This window comes from Undibacterium sp. TC9W, assembly GCF_049339865.1.
Taxonomy (GTDB): domain Bacteria; phylum Pseudomonadota; class Gammaproteobacteria; order Burkholderiales; family Burkholderiaceae_D; genus Undibacterium.
Window position 1 is genome coordinate 58,446 of sequence record NZ_JBMPPJ010000003.1, and the last position, 19,645, is coordinate 78,090.

16 protein-coding genes are annotated in these 19,645 nt (G+C 52.1%); 8 read left to right on the forward strand and 8 right to left on the reverse strand.

Features of this window, described 5'->3' with window-relative positions:
• Window positions 1–19: 19 nt before the first annotated feature.
• Window positions 20–1,273 carry an alanine transaminase gene (alaC, locus tag ACO0LN_RS04480; protein ID WP_422971372.1) on the reverse strand — a complete coding sequence of 418 codons (1,254 nt, stop codon included), beginning with the start codon at window positions 1,271–1,273 and terminating at the stop codon, window positions 20–22.
• Between the two features lie 193 nt (window positions 1,274–1,466).
• On the opposite strand from alaC, the gene ACO0LN_RS04485 reads away from it, so the two are divergent.
• A complete protein-coding gene (locus tag ACO0LN_RS04485; RefSeq protein WP_422971374.1) occupies window positions 1,467–2,360 on the forward strand; it encodes a Dyp-type peroxidase in 894 nt (297 codons plus the stop codon).
• Here ACO0LN_RS04485 and ACO0LN_RS04490 read toward each other — a convergent pair.
• Window positions 2,343–5,315, reverse strand: coding sequence for a bifunctional diguanylate cyclase/phosphodiesterase (locus ACO0LN_RS04490; RefSeq protein ID WP_422971376.1), 2,973 nt, complete (start codon window positions 5,313–5,315; stop codon window positions 2,343–2,345). The two genes, ACO0LN_RS04485 and ACO0LN_RS04490, sit on opposite strands and share 18 nt — an antisense overlap.
• Window positions 5,316–5,714: 399 nt before the next feature.
• On the opposite strand from ACO0LN_RS04490, the gene kdpF reads away from it, so the two are divergent.
• The 7 genes from kdpF to ACO0LN_RS04525 all read left to right on the forward strand — a co-directional run bounded on the left by kdpF (window position 5,715) and on the right by ACO0LN_RS04525 (window position 14,798).
• Entirely contained in the window at window positions 5,715–5,804 is a 90-nt protein-coding gene (gene kdpF, locus ACO0LN_RS04495; RefSeq protein ID WP_110254457.1) for a K(+)-transporting ATPase subunit F, read from the forward strand.
• Window positions 5,804–7,612, forward strand: coding sequence for a potassium-transporting ATPase subunit KdpA (gene kdpA / locus ACO0LN_RS04500; RefSeq protein WP_422971379.1), 1,809 nt, complete (start codon window positions 5,804–5,806; stop codon window positions 7,610–7,612). Before kdpF ends, kdpA begins: the two co-directional genes overlap by 1 nt.
• 87 nt (window positions 7,613–7,699) lie before the next feature.
• Window positions 7,700–9,868, forward strand: coding sequence for a potassium-transporting ATPase subunit KdpB (kdpB, locus tag ACO0LN_RS04505; RefSeq protein ID WP_422971381.1), 2,169 nt, complete (start codon window positions 7,700–7,702; stop codon window positions 9,866–9,868).
• A 27-nt stretch (window positions 9,869–9,895) separates the two neighbouring features.
• The gene (gene kdpC / locus ACO0LN_RS04510; RefSeq protein WP_422971383.1) at window positions 9,896–10,498 is read left to right on the forward strand and encodes a potassium-transporting ATPase subunit KdpC; all 603 of its coding nucleotides are present in this window, start codon (window positions 9,896–9,898) and stop codon (window positions 10,496–10,498) included.
• Between the two features lie 28 nt (window positions 10,499–10,526).
• The gene (gene kdpD / locus ACO0LN_RS04515) at window positions 10,527–13,244 is read left to right on the forward strand and encodes a two-component system sensor histidine kinase KdpD (protein WP_422971385.1); all 2,718 of its coding nucleotides are present in this window, start codon (window positions 10,527–10,529) and stop codon (window positions 13,242–13,244) included.
• A gap of 35 nt (window positions 13,245–13,279) precedes the next feature.
• On the forward strand, window positions 13,280–13,966 hold the full coding sequence (gene kdpE / locus ACO0LN_RS04520) for a two-component system response regulator KdpE (RefSeq protein ID WP_422971387.1): 687 nt from the start codon (window positions 13,280–13,282) through the stop codon (window positions 13,964–13,966).
• 97 nt (window positions 13,967–14,063) lie between these two features.
• Window positions 14,064–14,798, forward strand: a complete 735-nt coding sequence (locus tag ACO0LN_RS04525) for a TorF family putative porin (protein ID WP_422971389.1) — start codon at window positions 14,064–14,066, stop codon at window positions 14,796–14,798.
• A gap of 134 nt (window positions 14,799–14,932) precedes the next feature.
• Here ACO0LN_RS04525 and ACO0LN_RS04530 read toward each other — a convergent pair whose 3' ends face one another.
• The 6 genes from ACO0LN_RS04530 to ACO0LN_RS04555 form a co-directional block, all read right to left on the reverse strand.
• Window positions 14,933–15,514 (reverse strand): hypothetical protein, encoded by a 582-nt coding sequence (locus ACO0LN_RS04530; protein WP_422971391.1) that lies wholly within the window; start codon window positions 15,512–15,514, stop codon window positions 14,933–14,935.
• Complete coding sequence (locus ACO0LN_RS04535; RefSeq protein WP_422971393.1) at window positions 15,511–15,963, reverse strand: hypothetical protein; 453 nt, start codon at window positions 15,961–15,963, stop codon at window positions 15,511–15,513. Before ACO0LN_RS04535 ends, ACO0LN_RS04530 begins: the two co-directional genes overlap by 4 nt.
• Window positions 15,964–16,013: 50 nt before the next feature.
• Entirely contained in the window at window positions 16,014–16,661 is a 648-nt protein-coding gene (locus ACO0LN_RS04540) for a hypothetical protein (RefSeq protein WP_162061479.1), read from the reverse strand.
• 17 nt (window positions 16,662–16,678) lie between these two features.
• Window positions 16,679–17,623, reverse strand: a complete 945-nt coding sequence (dapA, locus tag ACO0LN_RS04545; RefSeq protein WP_422971395.1) for a 4-hydroxy-tetrahydrodipicolinate synthase — start codon at window positions 17,621–17,623, stop codon at window positions 16,679–16,681.
• A gap of 42 nt (window positions 17,624–17,665) precedes the next feature.
• On the reverse strand, window positions 17,666–18,064 hold the full coding sequence (locus ACO0LN_RS04550) for a hypothetical protein (protein ID WP_422971397.1): 399 nt from the start codon (window positions 18,062–18,064) through the stop codon (window positions 17,666–17,668).
• 125 nt (window positions 18,065–18,189) lie between these two features.
• Window positions 18,190–19,623 (reverse strand): hybrid sensor histidine kinase/response regulator, encoded by a 1,434-nt coding sequence (locus ACO0LN_RS04555; protein WP_422971399.1) that lies wholly within the window; start codon window positions 19,621–19,623, stop codon window positions 18,190–18,192.
• Window positions 19,624–19,645: the final 22 nt, after the last annotated feature.

Sequence of the window (19,645 nt, forward strand, 5' to 3'; positions counted from 1 at the left end):
ACAGCAATAGTGATCGTGCCTATTTTGTCACCCCATCTTCCTTGAACATGGTTTTCAAACCACGCAAGGCCTGGCGTATGCGCGACTCATTTTCAATTAAGGCAAAGCGCACATATTCATCGCCATATTCACCAAAACCTATGCCGGGTGAAACGCAGAGCTTGGCTTTTTCCAGTACCTGTTTGGCAAATTCCAATGAACCCAGGTGACGATAATGCTCAGGGATGTTTGCCCAGATATACATTGATGCCTTTGGTTTCTCTACCATCCAGCCCAGTTCATGTAAGCCTTTGACAAGCACATCACGACGGCGCTGGTACTGGTCGCGTATCTCATTGACGCAAGTCTGGTCGCCCTCGAGTGCGGCAATCGCCGCCACCTGCACGGGCGTGAAGCTGCCATAGTCGTGGTAACTCTTGATACGGGCGAGTGCTGCGACCAGTTCCTTGTTACCTACCATGAAGCCTATGCGCCAGCCGGCCATGTTATAACTCTTGGACATCGTGAAAAATTCCACGGCTACGTCGCGTGCCCCGGGCACCTGCATGATGGACGGGGCTTTCCAGCCGTCGTAGGTGATGTCGGCATAGGCAAGATCATGCACCACCAGGATATTGTGTTCTTTGGCCAGCTTGACTACGCGCTCGAAAAATTCCAGCTCCACGCATTGCGCGGTCGGGTTCGATGGAAAGCCAAAGATCATCATCTTCGGCTTGGGATAAGTCTCGCGTATTGCTCTTTCGAGCTCGGCAAAAAAATCCACGCCAGGGCTCATGCGTATCGAACGTATATCGGCACCGGCGATCACTGCACCATAGATGTGGATAGGGTAGCTGGGATTGGGCACCAGCACGGTGTCGCCCTTGTCCAATGTCGCCAGCATCAGATGTGCCAGACCTTCTTTCGAACCTATGGTGACGATGGCTTCGCTATCAGGATTGATATCGACTTCGTAACGGCTCTTGTACCAGTGCGCAATAGCACGGCGCAAACGGGGTATGCCCTTGGAGGCAGAATAACCGTGGGTGTCAGGGCGTTGTGCCACTTCGACCAGTTTTTCTACGATGTGTGCAGGGGTTGCGCCATCGGGATTACCCATGGACATATCAATGATGTCTTCGCCACGACGGCGCGCAGCCATCTTCAGCTCGGCAGTGATATTGAATACGTAAGGGGGCAGGCGGTTGATACGAGCGAAAGAGAACTTTGTTGCAGGCACAGGCGCGCCTTCAACAGCAGAACCCCGGCCCGGCGGAGTAGTTGTATTTGTCATGATCTAAATTGTACGTAGCCCTTGTAGTCCATACAGACTGCAAGAACGGGCGCCCGGAACCGTCCGAGCGACGTTGAAGCGATTTGCCTCGCGTTTGATTGTAGCTAGCAATCTGGATTTCAGCAAGATGCGTTATGCTTGCTAAAACAAATTTGTCGCTATTCAATCAATTCGAAAAAAGTGGAGCCGTAACATGAACTTATTCCAGGAAGGCATATTGCAGGCAGTCCCTGTCCATGCCGTTTATCTCAGTCTGAATATCAAGGCAGGTGCTGATGCCGTAACTGTCAAGAAGGTAGTACGCGATCTTGCTGACAAGACCGATGGCCAGAATCTGGTCATCGGTTTCGGTGCCAGCCTCTTGCAGTTATTAGGCAGTGAGATCACAGGCATGAAAGAATTCCATGGCATAGAGGGTAGCCGCATGCGCCTGCCTGCGACACCTGCCGCATTGTGGTGCTGGTTGCGTCAGCATGAACGTGGCGACCTGGTGCGTCAATTGCATCAACTTCTGTCTTTGCTGGCACCGGCATTTGAAGTACAACAGCAGGTCGATGCCTTCAAATACAAGGAAGGCCGTGACCTCAGCGGTTATGAAGATGGTACCGAGAATCCGCATGGCGATGCAGCCATCGCTGCTGCTTTTGTGGCGGGTGATACGCCTGGTTTGGCAGGTTCGAGTTTTGTCGCCATCCAGCAATGGGCACACAAATTTGATCGTTTTGATGCCATGGCAACAGCAGATCAGGACAATGCCATAGGCCGTCGCCGCAGCGATAATGAAGAGCTTGAAGATGCGCCAGAATCTGCCCACGTCAAGCGTACTGCACAGGAGGATTTCACACCTGAGGCCTTCATGCTCAGGCGTTCCATGCCCTGGTCTGCACAGGACAAGGCCGGCTTATATTTTGTCGCCTTTGCCAATTCCTTCTACCCGTTTGAAGTGCAGTTGAAACGTATGTCGGGTGCAGAAGATGGTGTCACTGATGCCCTGTTCCAGTTCACCGTGCCGCAGACGGGCAGCTATTTCTGGTGCCCGCCCATGCAGGACGGCAAGCCAGATCTGCGCTTATTGAACCTCGTCTGACTCCGGCGCTTTTAACAAGGCGAGGAAGCCTTCCAGTGGCAAGGGTTTGGAGAAGTAATAACCCTGGAAGGCATAGCAATTATGCGCAATCAAAAATGCTCGCTGGGCACTGGTTTCCACCCCTTCGGCAATCACATTCAAACCTAGGTTAACGCCCAATGAAATAATCGCGCGGACGATGGTCGCATCGTTTTCATCGTGGCTGAGATCGCGCACAAAAGACTGGTCTATCTTCAACTGGTTCAGCGGCAGGCGTTGCAAATAGGCCAGTGAAGAATAGCCAGTGCCAAAATCATCCATGGAAAAAGCAATACCGAGCTTTTTCAATTCGTGCATTTTCTCGGTCGTGGCATCGACATTGTCGAGCACGGTACTCTCGGTGAGTTCTATCTTCAGGCGGGTTGGGTCTATCTTGTGACGCCGTATGATTTCGCTGAGGGTATCAACAAAATCGACTTGCTGGAATTGTTTGGCACTGACGTTGACCGCCAGGGTCAGGTGGCGGGTGTCCTTGCTGCTTTCCCATTGCTTGATCTGGGCACAGGCGGTTTCCAGTACCCATAAGCCGATAGGAATAATCAGGCCGGTTTCTTCTGCCAGCGGGATAAAGTCAGCCGGTGAAATAAAACCACGGTCAGGATGTATCCAGCGCAGCAGGGCTTCTGCACCGATGAGCTTGCCTTCGGAATTCACTTGTACCTGGTAATACAACTGGAATTGATTATTCGCCAGTGCCACGCGCAAATTCGATTCCAGCAGCATGCGCACTACGAGTATGGCTTGCATGGCCGGGTCAAAAAAGCGCACCGCATTGCGGCCTGCGGTCTTGGCTTCATACATGGCAGTATCGGCGCGCTTGAACAAATCCTTGACCGTGATATCGCCACCTTGGAACAGGCAGACACCTATACTGCTGGAACCATGATGTTCAAAGTCGGTGATCTGGTAAGGCTGGCTGAGTAACTGGCGTATTTTTTCGGCGATGCGGTCAGCCTGGCGCAGGGCATCTTCTTTTTCTATGCTCAGTTCTTCGAGCACCACGACAAATTCATCGCCACCGAGACGTGCGACGGTATCACTGTCACGCACGCAGGTTTGCAGGCGGCTGGCAGTTTCTATCAACAGCAGGTCACCCGCATCATGACCACGGGTATCGTTGAGGGTCTTGAAATTATCGAGGTCGATAAACAGGATGGCGCTATGATTGTCCTTGCGGTTGCTGACCGAGATCAGGTGTTGCAACCTGTCCATCAGCAAACGGCGGTTCGGTAATTGCGTCAGCGGATCATAAAAAGCCAGATTGCGTATCTCTGCTTCATAACCTTTGTGACGGCTGATGTCATTGAAAGAGCCTATGTAATTGCTGACTTCGCCACGGCTATCGGTGATCGCCGTCAGGGTCACCATTTGCGGATAGATTTCACCATTCTTGCGGCGACTCCATAGCTCGCCATGCCAGTAGCGGTGCTCTGCCAGTGAGAGATTGATCTGCTCAAAAAAATCCCTGTCCTGCTGTTTAGTCTTGTGCAGGGGCGGGCGTTTGCCTATCAGGTCTTCTGTCGTATAGCCAGAAATGCGGGTGAACGCCTGGTTCAGTCTCAGCATGATCCAGTTGGCGTCTGTAACGAAGATACCTTCCTGTGATTCAAAGGTGCAGGCAGCAATGCGCAAATCCTGTTCAGCCTGTTTGCGTTCGGTAATGTCGGTGATAAAGCAATGCCATAACATCGAGCCGCCGGGCTCAGGCTCTGGCAAGCCATCCAGATACAGCCAGCGCACCGTACCATCCTTGCGACGCATGCGAAACTCACTTTGCCAGGGAGCCAGGTTCCGCATGGCATCGCGTATCAGTTCGGTGCCCTTTTCTATATCCTGCGGGTCTATGCGTTCAAACAAATGCAGGGCATCGTCCCTGACTTCTTCATGCGTGACTTCAAGCATCTGCACAATGGCATCACTGGCAAAGGGAATGGCGGCACTATGGTCGGGTCGTATGCGGTATTGCAAGACCAGGCCGGGCAAGCGCGAGGCAACCTTGTTGATGCGTTGATAAGCTTCTTCTATTTGCCGGGTAGCGTCTATGCTTTCTGACTGCAGTGCAGTGATGATCAGGGTGATCAGCACCATGGTCGTCATATACGCCCACAGTATCAGCAGGTTGGCCTGGCCACCGTCATAGAAGGGCCCCATGCTGTGCGAGGTTGCCCAGGCCGAGAACAAAGACGTGATCAGCACTGCGCAAGAGGCACCGGTAATGCCAAAGCGCATGGCTGCCCAGATCATGATGCCCACCATGATGAAGGTCAGGTGCAGGTGGCTGTAGGGGGACGCAAAGATCAGCCAGTTGGCCAGTGCAAACAAGAGCAGAAAGCCAAAGATTTCCTTGCTCCGTCTGGAAAAGCCAGACAAGGATTTCAGTGAAAAAGACAACAACAGTGGTGCTGCCAGCAAGGCACCTACAGTGTCCCCTGCCCACCAGGTCAGCCAGACCGCCGCCGGATCAGCGTTCAGGCCATGCAGCCATAGCGTTAGCGTGCCGCCGCTTGCCGAGATGCACATGCCCAGCATGACAGCTATGCCAAAGCCAACGACATCGCGCCGCCGGGAAAAATCACGCCTGAAACCTTGCTTGCGCAATAGCCATTTGCTCAGTATTGGCCCCAGCGTATTGCCTACGGCAAGGCTGCCAGCTACCAGTACGCTAAAGCCTGCCGACATCTCCAGCAGCCAGGCGGCAAGAAACACGGCGACAGCAGCCAGCTTGCCATGGCGCAGCAAGCCAGTGATGGCGATGCCGGTTGGCAGCCAGATCAGGCTGACGCTGGGATTGACATAGGGGATGGACAAACCGACACGCCCGGCACCAAAGTAGGCAAGCATGATCAATAGAAAATGTCCCAGCCGTATTTCCTGGCGAAAATTTCTGGTATGGGCAAATTGCTCAGGCTTATACATGGATAAAGACTTTAAAAGACTTGAGCAATTATGCGGCAAAGCAAGACTGACGTTAGTTAACTTTTGATAAGTCAACATTCTTTGTCATTCGTCTAATCCTGACAAAAATACATCAAGACAGTCTCCCTTAATCTTAGATCAATATCCGCGCTCTTTCAATTTACCTTTGAATTTCAAATTTTGCCGAATTTTTACATCTTGAATTTTTACATCTTGTTTACGCCCCCCGTTTAAGTCTTTACGAATTTTTTACAAGCTTCTGACTATGCTTCACTGTGTAAAAACGAAGGAGTAAAGCATGGAATATCTGATGGAATTTTTATATCTCGCAGGCATGGGAATGTTCTTCCTGCTGATCTGGGCTTTGGTGCTGGCCTGCGACACTTTGGGAGCAAAAGCATGAATCCCTTCTACATCCTGGGCACGGTGGTGGCTGCCGCCCTGTTCGTCTATCTGATCGCAGCCTTGTTGAATGCCGAGGAGCTGTGATGACTACGCAAGCAATTGTTTTATTGGTATTGTTTCTTGGTGTGCTACTGCTCTTGTCTTATCCTTTGGGTCGCTACATCGCCAGGATAGCGGATGACAAGGCCACAGTACCTGGCATGGGCTGGTTGCGCTGGCTGGAAAAAGGCTTGTACCGTGTCGCAGGCGTTAAAGCAGAAGCAGGTATGGGCTGGAAGCAATTTGCTGTCGCCTTGCTGGTGTTTAATACCCTGGGCGCATTGCTGGTGTATGCAGTGCAACGCCTGCAAGTCTGGCTGCCTTTGAATCCGCAAAACATGGCGAATGTCAGCATGGATTCATCCTTCAATACCGCGGTCAGCTTTGTCGCCAATACCAACTGGCAAGGCTATACCGGTGAAGCAACCATGAGTTACCTGACCCAGATGCTGGTGCTGGCTGGGCAAAACTTCTTTTCCGCAGCGACCGGCATAGCAGTTGTGTTTGCGCTGATACGCGGTTTTTCCCGTCATTCAGCCACATCCATAGGTAATTTCTGGACTGATATCACTCGTTCCACCCTGTACCTGCTGTTGCCATTGTCGGTGATATTTGCCGTCTTCCTCATGGGCCAGGGCGTGATCCAGAATTTCTCTGGCTATAAAGATGTGCAGTTGATTGATCCTGTCACTTATAGCCAGCCCAAACTGGGGCCTGATGCGCAAGCTTTGAAAGATGACAAGGGAGCACCCGTCATGGAAACCCTGACGGCGACTACCCAAACCCTGCCCATGGGCCCGGTGGCTTCGCAAGAAGCGATCAAGATGCTGGGCACCAATGGTGGTGGCTTTTTCAATGCCAATTCGGCTCATCCTTATGAAAACCCCAGTTACCTGAGCAATTTCATGCAGATGATCGCCATCTTCCTGATACCTGCTGCGCTATGTTTTGCTTTTGGCCACATGGTCGGTGATATGCGCCAGGGTTGGGCGGTATTGACGGCAATGACGGTCTTGTTCGTGGCAATGACGCTGACAGTGATGTTGTCTGAGCAGCAGACTCACCCGGTGCTTGCTTCCATGAATATCGACCAGGCTACTTCAGCCCTGCAAGCCGGTGGCAATATGGAAGGCAAGGAAACCCGTTTCGGCATCAGCGCCTCCAGCCTGTTTGTGGCCGTGACGACGGCAGCGTCCTGCGGTGCAGTGAACGCCATGCATGATTCCCTCATGCCTATCGGCGGCCTGGTACCTATCGTACTCATGCAGTTTGGTGAAGTGGTGTTTGGTGGCGTAGGCAGTGGCCTGTACGGCATGTTGATCTTCGCGATATTGGCCGTGTTTATCGCTGGCCTGATGATAGGCCGCACTCCAGAATACCTGGGCAAGAAAATCCAGGCATTTGAAATGAAGATGACTTCCATCGCCATCCTGGTAACACCGGTATTGGTGCTGGCTGGCACAGCCATCGCGGTCATGTCGGAGGCAGGCAAGGCCGGTATTTTGAATCCAGGTGCCCATGGTTTTTCTGAAGTGCTGTATGCCTTCACTTCTGCTGCCAACAACAATGGCAGCGCCTTTGCCGGCTTGAGTGCGAATACGCCCTTCTACAACATCATGCTGGCGATCGCCATGTGGTTTGGCCGCTTTGCCATGATCGTGCCTGTGCTGGCGATAGCCGGTTCACTGGCAGGCAAGAAAAGGCTGGAAGCCAATGCCGGCACCATGCCCACCCATGGTCCCATGTTCATTGCCTTGCTGGTTGGTACGGTGGTGCTCATCAGTGTGCTCAATTATGTGCCTGCCCTGGCCTTGGGACCAGTGGTTGAACATCTGCAACTGATCGCGAAATAACGCACGAATTAATTTAAGCAGTCTGAGTGACAGCCGCATCTGGAATGCGCTTTCATTCAGACCCGCCAGTAGTTTAAGGGGATTAACATGTCTAGTACCAGTGTACAAAAGTCGATAGACAGCAAAGTCAATACAGCCGCCAAACCTGGCGCTGGACAAGCTGGCGACGCCACATCCAGCGGCAAGCCACGCTTGTCGCTATTTGATAGCAGCCTGATCATGCCTGCTGTCATCGATTCATTCAAAAAACTCAGCCCGCGCACGCAATTGCGCAGCCCGGTGATGTTTGTCGTGTATGTCGGCAGCATCATCACCAGCATGCTGTTCGTGCAATCCCTGATGGGTCAGGGCGAAGCCAGCCCTGGCTTTATCCTCGCCATTTCCATCTGGTTATGGTTCACCGTCCTGTTCGCCAATTTTGCCGAAGCACTGGCAGAAGGCCGCAGCAAGGCCCAGGCCGCTTCCCTGCGCGCATTGAAGCAAACCGTGATGGCAAAAAAACTGGCGATACCAAAACACGGCACCACCTGGCTGCCAGCACAGGCCAATGATTTGCGCAAGGGCGATGTGGTTCTGGTCGAGGCCAATGACGTTATCCCTATCGATGGCGAAGTCATAGAAGGTGTGGCGACGGTGGATGAAAGCGCCATCACCGGTGAGTCCGCTCCTGTGATACGTGAATCTGGCGGTGACTTTTCTGCCGTCACTGGTGGTACCCGCGTCTTGTCTGACTGGCTGGTAATGCGGGTGACATCCAACCCTGGTGAAGCCTTCATCGACCGCATGATTGCCATGGTAGAAGGTGCCAAACGTCAAAAGACCCCGAATGAAGTTGCCCTGACCATTTTACTGGTGGCCCTGACCATTATCTTCCTGGTGGTGACCGTGACTTTGCTGCCTTTCTCGCTGTTCAGCGTTGATGCCGCCAAGGCAGCGGGTTTTGCTTCTGCCCCTATCTCCATCACGGTGTTGATCGCTTTGCTGGTTTGCCTGATTCCCACCACCATAGGCGGCTTGCTGTCTGCGATTGGTGTGGCTGGCATGAGCCGCATGATGCAGGCGAATGTCATCGCCACATCTGGCCGTGCGGTTGAGGCTGCCGGTGACGTTGATGTGCTGATGCTGGATAAGACCGGCACAATCACTCTCGGCAACCGCCAGGCATCTGACTTTTTCCCTGCACCTGGCGTAACCCTGCCACAATTGGCAGACTCTGCCCAACTGGCTTCACTGGCTGATGAAACACCAGAAGGCCGCAGCATCGTTATCTTCGCCAAACAGCGCTATAACCTGCGTGAACGTGAAATGGCCAGCCTGAATGCGACTTTCGTGCAATTCACGGCCCAAACCCGCATGAGTGGTGTCGATATTGGCAACCGCCAGATACGCAAAGGCGCAGCAGATTCAGTCAAGAAATTCGTTGAATCCCTTGGCCGCCCCTTCCCTGCTGAACTCAGCAAAACTGTTGATGACATTTCACGCCGTGGCAGCACCCCATTGGTGGTCGTCGATGATGGCAAGGTCATGGGTGCGATAGAGCTCAAAGATATCGTCAAGGGCGGCATCAAGGAAAGGTTTGCCGAGCTGCGCCGCATGGGTATCAAGACCATCATGATTACCGGTGACAACAAGCTGACTGCAGCGGCGATTGCTGCCGAGGCCGGTGTCGATGACTTTTTGGCGGAGGCCACGCCAGAAGACAAGCTCAAGCTGATACGCAGTTACCAGGCTGAAGGCCGCCTGGTTGCCATGACGGGTGACGGTACCAATGATGCACCAGCACTGGCGCAGGCTGACGTTGCAGTAGCCATGGCATCCGGCACGCAGGCTGCAAAAGAGGCCGGCAATATGGTCGATCTGGATTCCAACCCTACCAAGTTGCTGGAAATCGTTGAAATAGGCAAACAGATGCTGATGACACGCGGTTCGTTGACGACGTTCTCGATTGCGAATGATATTGCCAAGTATTTTGCGATTATCCCGGCTGCCTTTGTCGCCACTTATCCACAGCTCAAGGCGCTGGATATCATGCACTTGACCAGTCCGTCATCGGCCATCATGTCTGCGGTGATCTTCAATGCCCTGATCATCGTTTTCCTGATCCCACTGGCTTTGAAGGGTGTGAAATACCGTGCCATCGGTGCATCGCTGCTGTTGCGTCGCAACCTGCTGATCTATGGCCTGGGTGGCATCATCTTGCCTTTTGTTGGCATCAAGCTCATTGATGTCATCCTGGCTGTGTTGCATCTTGCCTGAATTTATATCGCTCAATAAGGAATCATCATGAGTACTATTACAAACAATGACGCTGGTAGTTCAATTTTTCGTCCCGCCATCGTCCTGCTCGCCGGCTTGACACTGGTTGTTGGTGTCATCTACCCCTATGCGATGACAGGCCTGGGTAAAGTTATTTTTAGCAATCAGGCAGAAGGCAGCCTGGTCGTACAGGATGGCAAGACTGTCGGGTCTTCCCTGATAGGCCAGTCTTTTTCTTCACCAAAATATTTTTGGGGCAGGCCATCTGCCACTGGCCCTATGCCAAATAATGCGGGCGCATCCAGCGGCTCCAATTTTGGCCCTACCAATGTGGCGCAAATTGATGCCATCAAAGGCAGGGTTGAGGCATTGAAAGCGGCTGACCCTGGCAATACTGCAAAAATCCCTGTTGATTTGGTGACCGCATCGGCCAGTGGCCTTGATCCTGAAATCAGCCTGGCGGCTGCCAACTACCAACTGGCCAGGGTGGCACGCGAACGCAAGGTGCAAGAGTCGCAAGTCAAGGCTATCATAGACCAGTTGGCGCAACAGCCCACGCTGGGTTTGCTGGGTGAGGCCAGGGTCAATGTGCTGGCTTTGAATCTGGCACTGGACAAGCTGAGTAAATAATTCAAGATAAGAAGTAAAAAAAACCGATATGGCCACCAATAGCGAACAACGCCCTGACCCTGATGTCTTGCTTGCCCACGTGCAGGAGCAAGAACGCAGGGCCACGCGTGGCAAGCTGCGTATCTATTTCGGTGCGTCTGCTGGCGTGGGCAAGACCTACGCCATGCTGACTGCCGCCCGCAAGCTGGTGGCCGAGGGCCAGCAGGTATTAGTCGGCGTCATAGAAACCCATGGCCGTGACGAAACCGCAGCCCTGGTCGAAGGACTGGAAGTCTTGCCACCCAAGGCGATAGCCTACCGTGACAAGACCCTCTGTGAATTTGACATAGACACCGCGCTGGAGCGCCACCCGCCATTGATACTGATGGATGAACTTGCACATTCGAATGCTGCCGGTTCACGCCATCCCAAACGCTGGCAAGATGTGGATGAATTGCTGAGTGCCGGTATCGATGTGTACACCACCGTCAATGTCCAGCATCTGGAAAGCCTGAATGATGTGGTCGGTGGCATCACTGGCATACGCGTCAATGAAACTTTGCCCGACAAGGTGTTTGATGAAGCAGATGAAGTCGTACTGGTGGATATCCCGGCTGACGAATTGCTGGCCAGGCTCAAGTCTGGCCGCGTCTATAAGCTGCAACAGGCAGAACGCGCTGCCAAGAATTTTTTCCGTAAAGGCAATCTGATCGCCCTGCGCGAGCTGGCCCTGCGCCGCACCGCCGACAGGGTAGAAGATGATGTACAAGCCTATCGCATAGAAAAGTCCATCGGTACGATCTGGAAGACTGATGCCGCTCTGCTGGCCTGTCTAGGGCCACATGGTGATGCCGACCACCTGGTACGCAGTGCCGCCCGCCTGGCCAGCCAGATGAATGCAGAATGGCATGCAGTGTATGTAGAGACGCCGCAATTGCAAAGGCTGCCATCGGCGCAGCGTGAACGCATTTTGAAAACCCTGAAGCTGGCACAAGACCTGGGTGCGGTAACCGCCGTGTTGACCGGCAAAGATATTGCCCTGGCTATCGTGGATTATGCGCATAGTCATAATTTTTCACGCATCGTCCTGGGACGGAGTAAAGCAAGCAAATGGCGATTTGCATGGCATCAAACGACGCATCTGAATGATATCGCCGCCTATGCACCAGACCTGGACTTGATCGAAGTTGGCAACAGCCGGGCTGCAGCGACAGATAATGAGAATGAAAAAAATGCGGTATCTGGCAGCACTAGCGAGTTGCCCAGTCCACGCGTACCCGCACGGCACTGGCGTTATGTGTATGCTGTATTGGCCAGTATTACGACCGGCCTGATTGCTACGCCCTTATTTGAGGTGTTCAATCTGGTCAATATCGCCATGTTGTTTTTATTGACGGTGGTACTGGTTGCCGTGAAATTTGGGCGTGGCCCCTCGGTACTTTCCACCATAGTTGGTATCGCTGTATTCGATTTCTTTTTTGTGCCACCGCGTTTTTCTTTTGCGGTCAGCGATTTGCAGTATTTGATGACCTTTGCCGTCATGCTGCTGGTGGGGTTGATTACTGGTCACCTGACTGCTGATTTGCGTTACCAGGCCAGAGTCGCATCCCACAGGGAGTCGCGTGCGCGTGCGTTGTATGAATTCGCCCGCGACTTGTCAGGCGTGTTACTGGCAGAGCAAATTTCAGAAACCACACAGATCATCATACAAAGAGCCTTCCGTGCCCAGGCAACCCTGTTATTACCTGATGATACCGGTCGTTTGCTGCCACCCAGCAACACAGTGAGTGGTCTGGACATGGGTATCGCGCAATGGGCTTTCGACAAGGTAGAAGCAGCAGGCATAGGCACGGACACCCTGCCGGCCAGTAACTTCTTTTACCTGCCGCTGGTGGCACCCATGCGCACCCGTGGCTTGCTGGCGATACAGCCAGAGAACCGTCGCTGGATCATGATCCCTGAGCAAAGGCAGCAACTTGATACCTTCGCCGCCCTGGCAGCAATCGCACTCGAACGCGTGCACTATATCGAAGTCGCGCAAGATGCCCTGATCCATATGGAATCTGAACGCCTGCGCAATTCCCTGCTGGCGGCGCTGTCGCATGATTTGCGCACGCCGCTGACTTCGCTGGTAGGTATCTCGGAATCACTGGCCATGTCCAAACCCGCGCTGGCAGATGCACAACTGCATATGGCGCAAGCCCTTCGTGACGAGACCCTGCGCCTCAGCGCACTGGTGACTAACTTGCTCGACATGGCAAGAATAGAAAGTGGTGAAGTCAAACTGAATTTGCAATGGCAGACTTTTGAAGAAGTGGTCGGTACCTCCCTGCGCATCTGTAGTGCGCAATTGCAAACACATAAAGTGGAGACCAGACTGGAAGCCGCTTTGCCGCTCGTCAATTTTGATGCGGTGCTGATAGAGCGGGTATTGTGTAATTTATTGGAAAATGCCTGTAAATATACGCCAGCAAATTCTCTCATCACTATCTCGGCAGAACTGAATGGCAGCATGCTGGAAGCCAAGGTGTATGACAATGGGCCGGGTTTGCCAGCCGGGCGTGAAGAAGCCGTATTTGAAAAATTTACCCGTGGTGAACGCGAATCTGCCCTGCCCGGTGTTGGCCTGGGGCTGGCAATTTGCCGCGCCATTATCGCCGCCCACAAAGGCAGCATGCATGCTGGACATTCTCCTGACGGTGGAGCCTGCTTTGTCTTCACCTTGCCCCTGGGTACCCCACCGGCGATGCCGGACTTGGAAGAATAATCAGAAACAAAAAAATGAATATAAGCAACCAAGCAATGCCAGTTGCACTACTGGTGGAAGATGAGCCACAAATCCGCCGCTTCGTCCGCAATGCGCTGGAAGAGGAGGAATGGCAAGTCCATGAATCTGTCAACCTGCAACGCGGCCTGGTGGATGCTGGCACGCGCCAGCCTGATCTCATCATTCTTGACCTGGGTTTGCCAGATGGCGACGGCATCGATTTCATCCTGGATGTACGCAAATGGTCTAACGTACCCATCATCGTCTTGTCTGCCCGCGTCAGTGAACAAGACAAGATCAAGGCACTGGATGCCGGTGCTGACGATTATCTCAGCAAGCCTTTTGGTGTCGGTGAGTTACTGGCACGGGTACGCGCGACTTTCCGGCGTCAGCGTCAGCCTGGTGTCAATCTGGATGGCATAGTCCAGTTCGGTGATGTCAAGGTTGATATGAAAGCCCGCCTCGTCACCAAGGCCGGGGCGATGGTGAAGCTGACACCGACAGAATTCCGGCTGCTGATGGTGCTGGTCACCAATGTAGGCAGGGTTGTCACCAACCCGCAATTACTTCGCGAAGTATGGGGACCGAGCCATTCAGAAAGCGGCCATTACTTGCGCATCTACATGGGGCATTTGCGGCAGAAACTCGAAGATGATCCGGCGCAGCCGCGCTATCTGCTGACAGAGACGGCGATAGGTTACCGCCTGCTCTTACCTAGCTAAAACCATAGAAATATTTGAATAACCGGCAGCAGCCTTTGCTTGCCGGTGGGACTTTTGCATCCTTAAATTTTGCAAATAATTTTTTGAGAGGACTCAAATGAAAAAACTAGTCATGGCAGCAGCCATCAGCACCGTCTTTTTTGCCGGATACGCCAGCGCAGATGATGCCAAGCCTGAACATGAAGTCAGCTTCAATGCAGCAGTGACTTCAGACTACCGTTATCGCGGCATTTCACAAACACGCCTGCAGGCAGCATTGCAGGGTGGCGCTGACTATACCCATAACCCCAGCGGGTTTTATGCAGGTACATGGGCTTCGACCATCAAATGGACCAAGGATGCCGGCGGTGGTGGCGATGTAGAAATTGATTTGTATGCAGGCAAGCGCGGTGAAATTGCCAAGGACATCAGCTATGACGTCGGTGTACTCAGCTATGTTTATCCATCCAATGGCCTGGCTGTGAGCGCGAACACCACAGAAATTTATGGCCAGCTTTCTTACGGCCCGGCTTATGCCAAATATTCACACTCTGTGACTAACCTGTTCGGTTTTGCCGACAGTAAGAACAGTGGCTATCTGGACCTGGGTGCGAATGTGGAAATGGCCACCGGTCTGACACTGAACCTGCATGCCGGTCACCAGCAAGTCAAGAACAATGGCGCTTACAGTTATACAGACTGGAAGCTGGGCCTGACAAAAGACTTTGGTATCGTCACAGGTGCAGTAGCCGTCATCGGCACCAATGCCGGTGAAGTGGCTTATGCTTCACCAGCCAATGGCAAGTTCCTGGGCAAGACAGCGCTGGTAGTTACAGTCAGCAAGACGTTCTGAATAGGTACTGATTAAATTTGTAGGGTGCGCCATGCGCACCGTTTCCCTTGTCAAAAATGGTGCGCATGGCGCACCCTACAAAACTCAGGCCTCGTTTTTCAACTGGCTTTATTTTTGAATATGGAACAAGGCAATCACGGTAAATAGATCGCCCTGTAAAGCTGTGTCCTCGGCATATCATTTTCTGCATCGAGGTAAATAAATTTGATCTGCGAAAGTTGCTGCGACAACTGGCTGACAAATTTCTGGTTCTGCATGCAAGCGATTTTATCTATCGTGATCAACACTGGTAAATGCTTATTTTTACTGCGTGCCAGTCTGATGCATTTATAGAGTTTCGTCTGTTTTTCTTTATTCCATGTAGCCAGTTCTGTATGACATACCAACAGATCACAGCAGGATAAAGCAGTGGCTGCATCTGCATAAAATGGCTTGGGAATATCCATCACAATATCGTTAAAGTCCGCATGTCCATGCATCAGCTCTGTAGCCATGGCATCAGAAGAAAGAGAGCTGGGTCTTGCGCCAGACTTGATCTCCAGGCGCGACCATGCAATATTCTCAGCTTCTTTCCGGTACTGGTTAAGCTGTTTTCTTTCGCAATTTTGTTTTAGCAGTAACACGTCTCTGCCTGCATATGCCCGGCGCTCGGCCAGCCTGACGGCTGAGCTTGCAGTCGCTGATGCAAAATCTGCAGTGACTATCGCCAGTATCATGGCAGAAGCAATCCTAGCAGATTACTGACATGGAGAGAGGCTGTGGAAAATTGCGTATGTACACCAGACAGCAGGTCTTGTACTGCCAGCATGACCAATATCAAGGCCATCAACTTCTGCAAACTGATGAAGAGCAGTACATAGTTTTTTTGACGAGCCCACTGCAGTGCCGGAAGTGCAATTAATATCTGTATTAAGCTTATAAAGATAAGCATCAGTATGCATTCCATCAGCCAGCCATTTATGCTGGCTTGATATAGCATGAGTGAAGACAGCGACGCCGCAGCCACTAAACAAATAGAGATGTTAAAACCCTGTTCAGTTTCTTTATTCGCTGGCTTGATTCCCATGAATATGCAGATGGCAAATATCAGCAGTGCCAGTCCAGAAATCATTTGCAATCTCAGGCCTTCTATCTGCATATAGGCAAGCACAGCAAAGCCAGACAAAGTCATACTGCTGTATAAAGCCAGTGCAATTAACAGGCGTTTCATTGCATTCAGTGGCTGGCAAAAACCTTGCTGGATAATGCCTGCATGGCCTTGATCGTCATGGGATGGGCTGCAGGGTATTCACAGACTGACAAGCCATCCTGATACGCCTGATGAAAACTGCCACCGCAAAATAAGGGATAGGGAAATAATTCTGCAGCGTCCAGCTTATTGACAAAATCCTTTACCCTGTTCACTTTATCGACGGTAGCCTGTACGTCGCTGCAACTCATGACGACCAGGGTGCGCATGCGCGGGTTTTCTGCCTGAGCAGATTTTATGCGCGTGCTCAATTCATGCTCTTGCAATTGCTCCAGTTGATCAAGGGCTATTACTAGTATGGTGACATTGGCTGCCTGCAATGCACTGCGGCTACCCATGCAGTCGCGTGCTTCTGCATCAATGACGATATCCTGATAATGAAAGCCCAGATTTTCCAGTTCAGCCTGCATGCCTTTGCCGCTGACTCTGCGCACGGTTACTGGCGTACAGTCTGCCGTACGGCGGCGGGCGCGGTTCCAGTCCAGTGATGAATGACGGGCGTCGTTATCAAGCAAAATGAGTTTGCTACCTGACAGTGTACGCAAGGTAGCGAGATTGTCGGCCACGATGGATTTGGCGCAGTCTCCCGCGCCATGTGCAATAGTGATGATCATAGGTAATTTCTTTGTGCTTAGCGCACCATGCGCAGTGTACGGACATTGTTGATAACAGGGCCGGGCAAGCTCCTGGCTTTGACAGGCAAAGGCAAATCTGCCAATCTTTCCAGCTCATGCGCGAGTTTGATTTTTCCGGCGAGGGACATGGCTGTCATGGGCAAGCGCAGTTCTTCTTGTATCAGACCCTGCATCGCCAGTGCTGCCTTGACGGGTGCAGGATTGGATTCAGAAAACAGCAGGCGTATCAGATTCTGCATTTCAGCAAACAGAGCCTGTGCTTCGGGAAAATAATCAGCGCGCATGAGTTCATACAATTGCACGAACAGATCAGGTCGCACATGTGCCGCAGCAGAAATCGCGCCCTGGCCGCCCATGCTCAGTGTATCGAGCAACATGGCATCATCACCGCATAATACTTTCAGGTGACTGCAATTTACCAGGCCCATCATTTGCGTCAGATTGCCACTGCTCTCTTTGATAGCCACGATATTCTTTTGCTTTTCCAGTGCGATGACGGTGCTCAGGTCTATATTCACACCCGTCCTGGCGGGGACGTTATACAGGACGATATCTTTCTCAGTCGCTCTGGCAATGGTCTCAAAATGCAGGCGCACACCTTCTTGCGAAGGACGCAGATAAGACGGTGCGCTGACCAGAAATCCCTGCAGATGCTGGTCATCATAAGCATGCACTTTTTCTGCCAGCGAACGTGTATCGCTACCGCTGATACCCATCAGTACAGGACAAGAATTTTTCGTCACTTCCAGCACTGCAGTCAGCAACTGTTTTTGCTCACGCTCATTCAGTGTCGCCGCTTCGCCGGTAGTGCCACAGACCACCAGACCATGTATGCCTGCAGCCATCAATTGTGTGGCTAGTTGCTGTATTTTATCGAGCTCAGGCTTGCCATTTTTAAATGGCGTGACGAGTGGAACCCAGATGCCTTCGTGGATAGACATAGTGATCTCTTTAAAGATTTGAAGTTGTCGGCATGTCCAAAATTAGCTTGCCAGTAGCGGTGTGATTTTCCCGAATTCAGCTTGCGGCAAGGCGCGCATGATGTGGCTGATGATGATATCGACCGAGGACTTGCTCAGGCATAACCATACCTTCATCTTGCTGGCATGGTCTATCGGTTTGACGCGCATGAACAAGACCAGGTCACCACAGGATTTGAGGATCAGATGACGTAATTCAGTGATGCTGGCAGTATCAACCGTGATACGCATGACGAAATCATTTTGTATTAATTTCGCGGGTGTCTTGTAGGTGACCAGGGGTTGCTGCAGCGCATAGGCGCTTTTGCGTAGGCGATGATTTTCAAATAAAAACTTTTCGCGTTTACAGGATTTTAATACGTCTGAATAATTTTCAGAGGTGTGACCGGGATGATGATTCATCGTAATCTCGTGTTGTTTGACACAAAACAAGATTAGCAGCCAAGACGTAAAAATTCTCTAAAAAACTGGGGTGCAAATCGTAAACAGGATATAAATTCTTTGCACCCGTATCTTATTATTTTTTATTACTCTTTCGTCTCGCTCAGTAATTGCTTGAGGTTCATATGCAGGTTTTCTGCCTGTATGGGCTTGTGCATTAGTGTCAATGCAGCGGCCTTGGCGGCTTCTGACAATTGTGGTGAGATATTGCCTGTGATGAGTATGGCGGGTATTTGCAGATTGAATTCTTCACGCAGCTTGGCAATCAGGTCTATGCCGTTTTCATTGGAACCAAGACGGTAATCACAGATCAGCAAATCAGGAATCTTGATTTCTTCGCTGCATAGTGCCATCGCCTCTTTGCCGGACGTGGCGGTAATGACGCGGGCATCCCAGAGTTCCAGCAAGGCACGCATGGCTGTTAATATGCTCTCGTCATCATCAATGACGACGATCAGTGCTTGCAGCAGGGAAGCGCTGTTGCTGGCCTTGCTGCGGCCATGTTTGTCTGTTACATCCTGACTGGCAGCCAGAGGCAGGCTGATCGCAAATGTCGAGCCCTGGCCAGGCTGTGATTGCAATTTGATGGGGATGTTCAAAAGTCGTACCAGTCTTTGTACGATGGCCAGGCCCAGCCCCATGCCTGCGGTGCTGCGTCGGGATTCAGATGCTGACCCTACCTGGAAGAATTCTTCAAAGATGGTTTCCTGGTCATGTTTGGAAATACCTATGCCGGTATCTTCAACGGCAATCTGCAACTGCTGGTCAAACTCCAGGCACTTGACCACGACCTGGCCTTTTGGGGTGTAACGCAGGGCATTGGCAATCAGGTTGCGCATTATCTGTTCGACGAGGTCGGCATCGCTATTGACGATGGCCATGCTGTGGTGGATTTCAAAATGCAGGCTCTTGGCGATTGCCTGGGGAGTGAATTCCACATCGAGTTTTCCTAGTACTTCGGCAATCGCAAATTCCTGCAATTGCGGTTCGACGATTTGCGCATCCAGCCGTGACAAGTCGAGCAGATTCGCAAACATGTCATCCATGGTACGTGCGCAGTTTCTGAGATTGTTCACGACAGGGCGCACAGCGGCCGGCAGTTCAAAACTGAACAGGGCGCCGAGATAGAGATTCAGCGCATGCATGGGCTGGCGCAGATCATGGCTGGCAACGGCCAGAAATCGCGTCAGTTCGCTTTGTTGCGCTTCTTGCCGCTTGTTCACTTTCAGCAAGGTCTGGTTGATTTTTTCGAGTTCTTCTTTTTGCGCCTGTATTTCCGTAGTCCTGAGCCTGATTTCAGTTTCCAGTGCCCGCTTCTGGCGTTTCAGGGCGCGCACGTGCCAGGTGTAAGCCGCAGTAATGATAGCCAGTGCCAGCAGGGTCAGCGTCAGCCAGAACCAGATGTCTTGCCCGTGGGGTGGCGATACAAGTCCAGCGACAGGCGTGGCCGCACTGGCCACTTGCCAGGGGCAGAGCAGCATGGCAAAGACTGTTAGCAGGCGGTTGCGGAAATTAGCCATCTTGAGGGCATGTGGGGCAAAT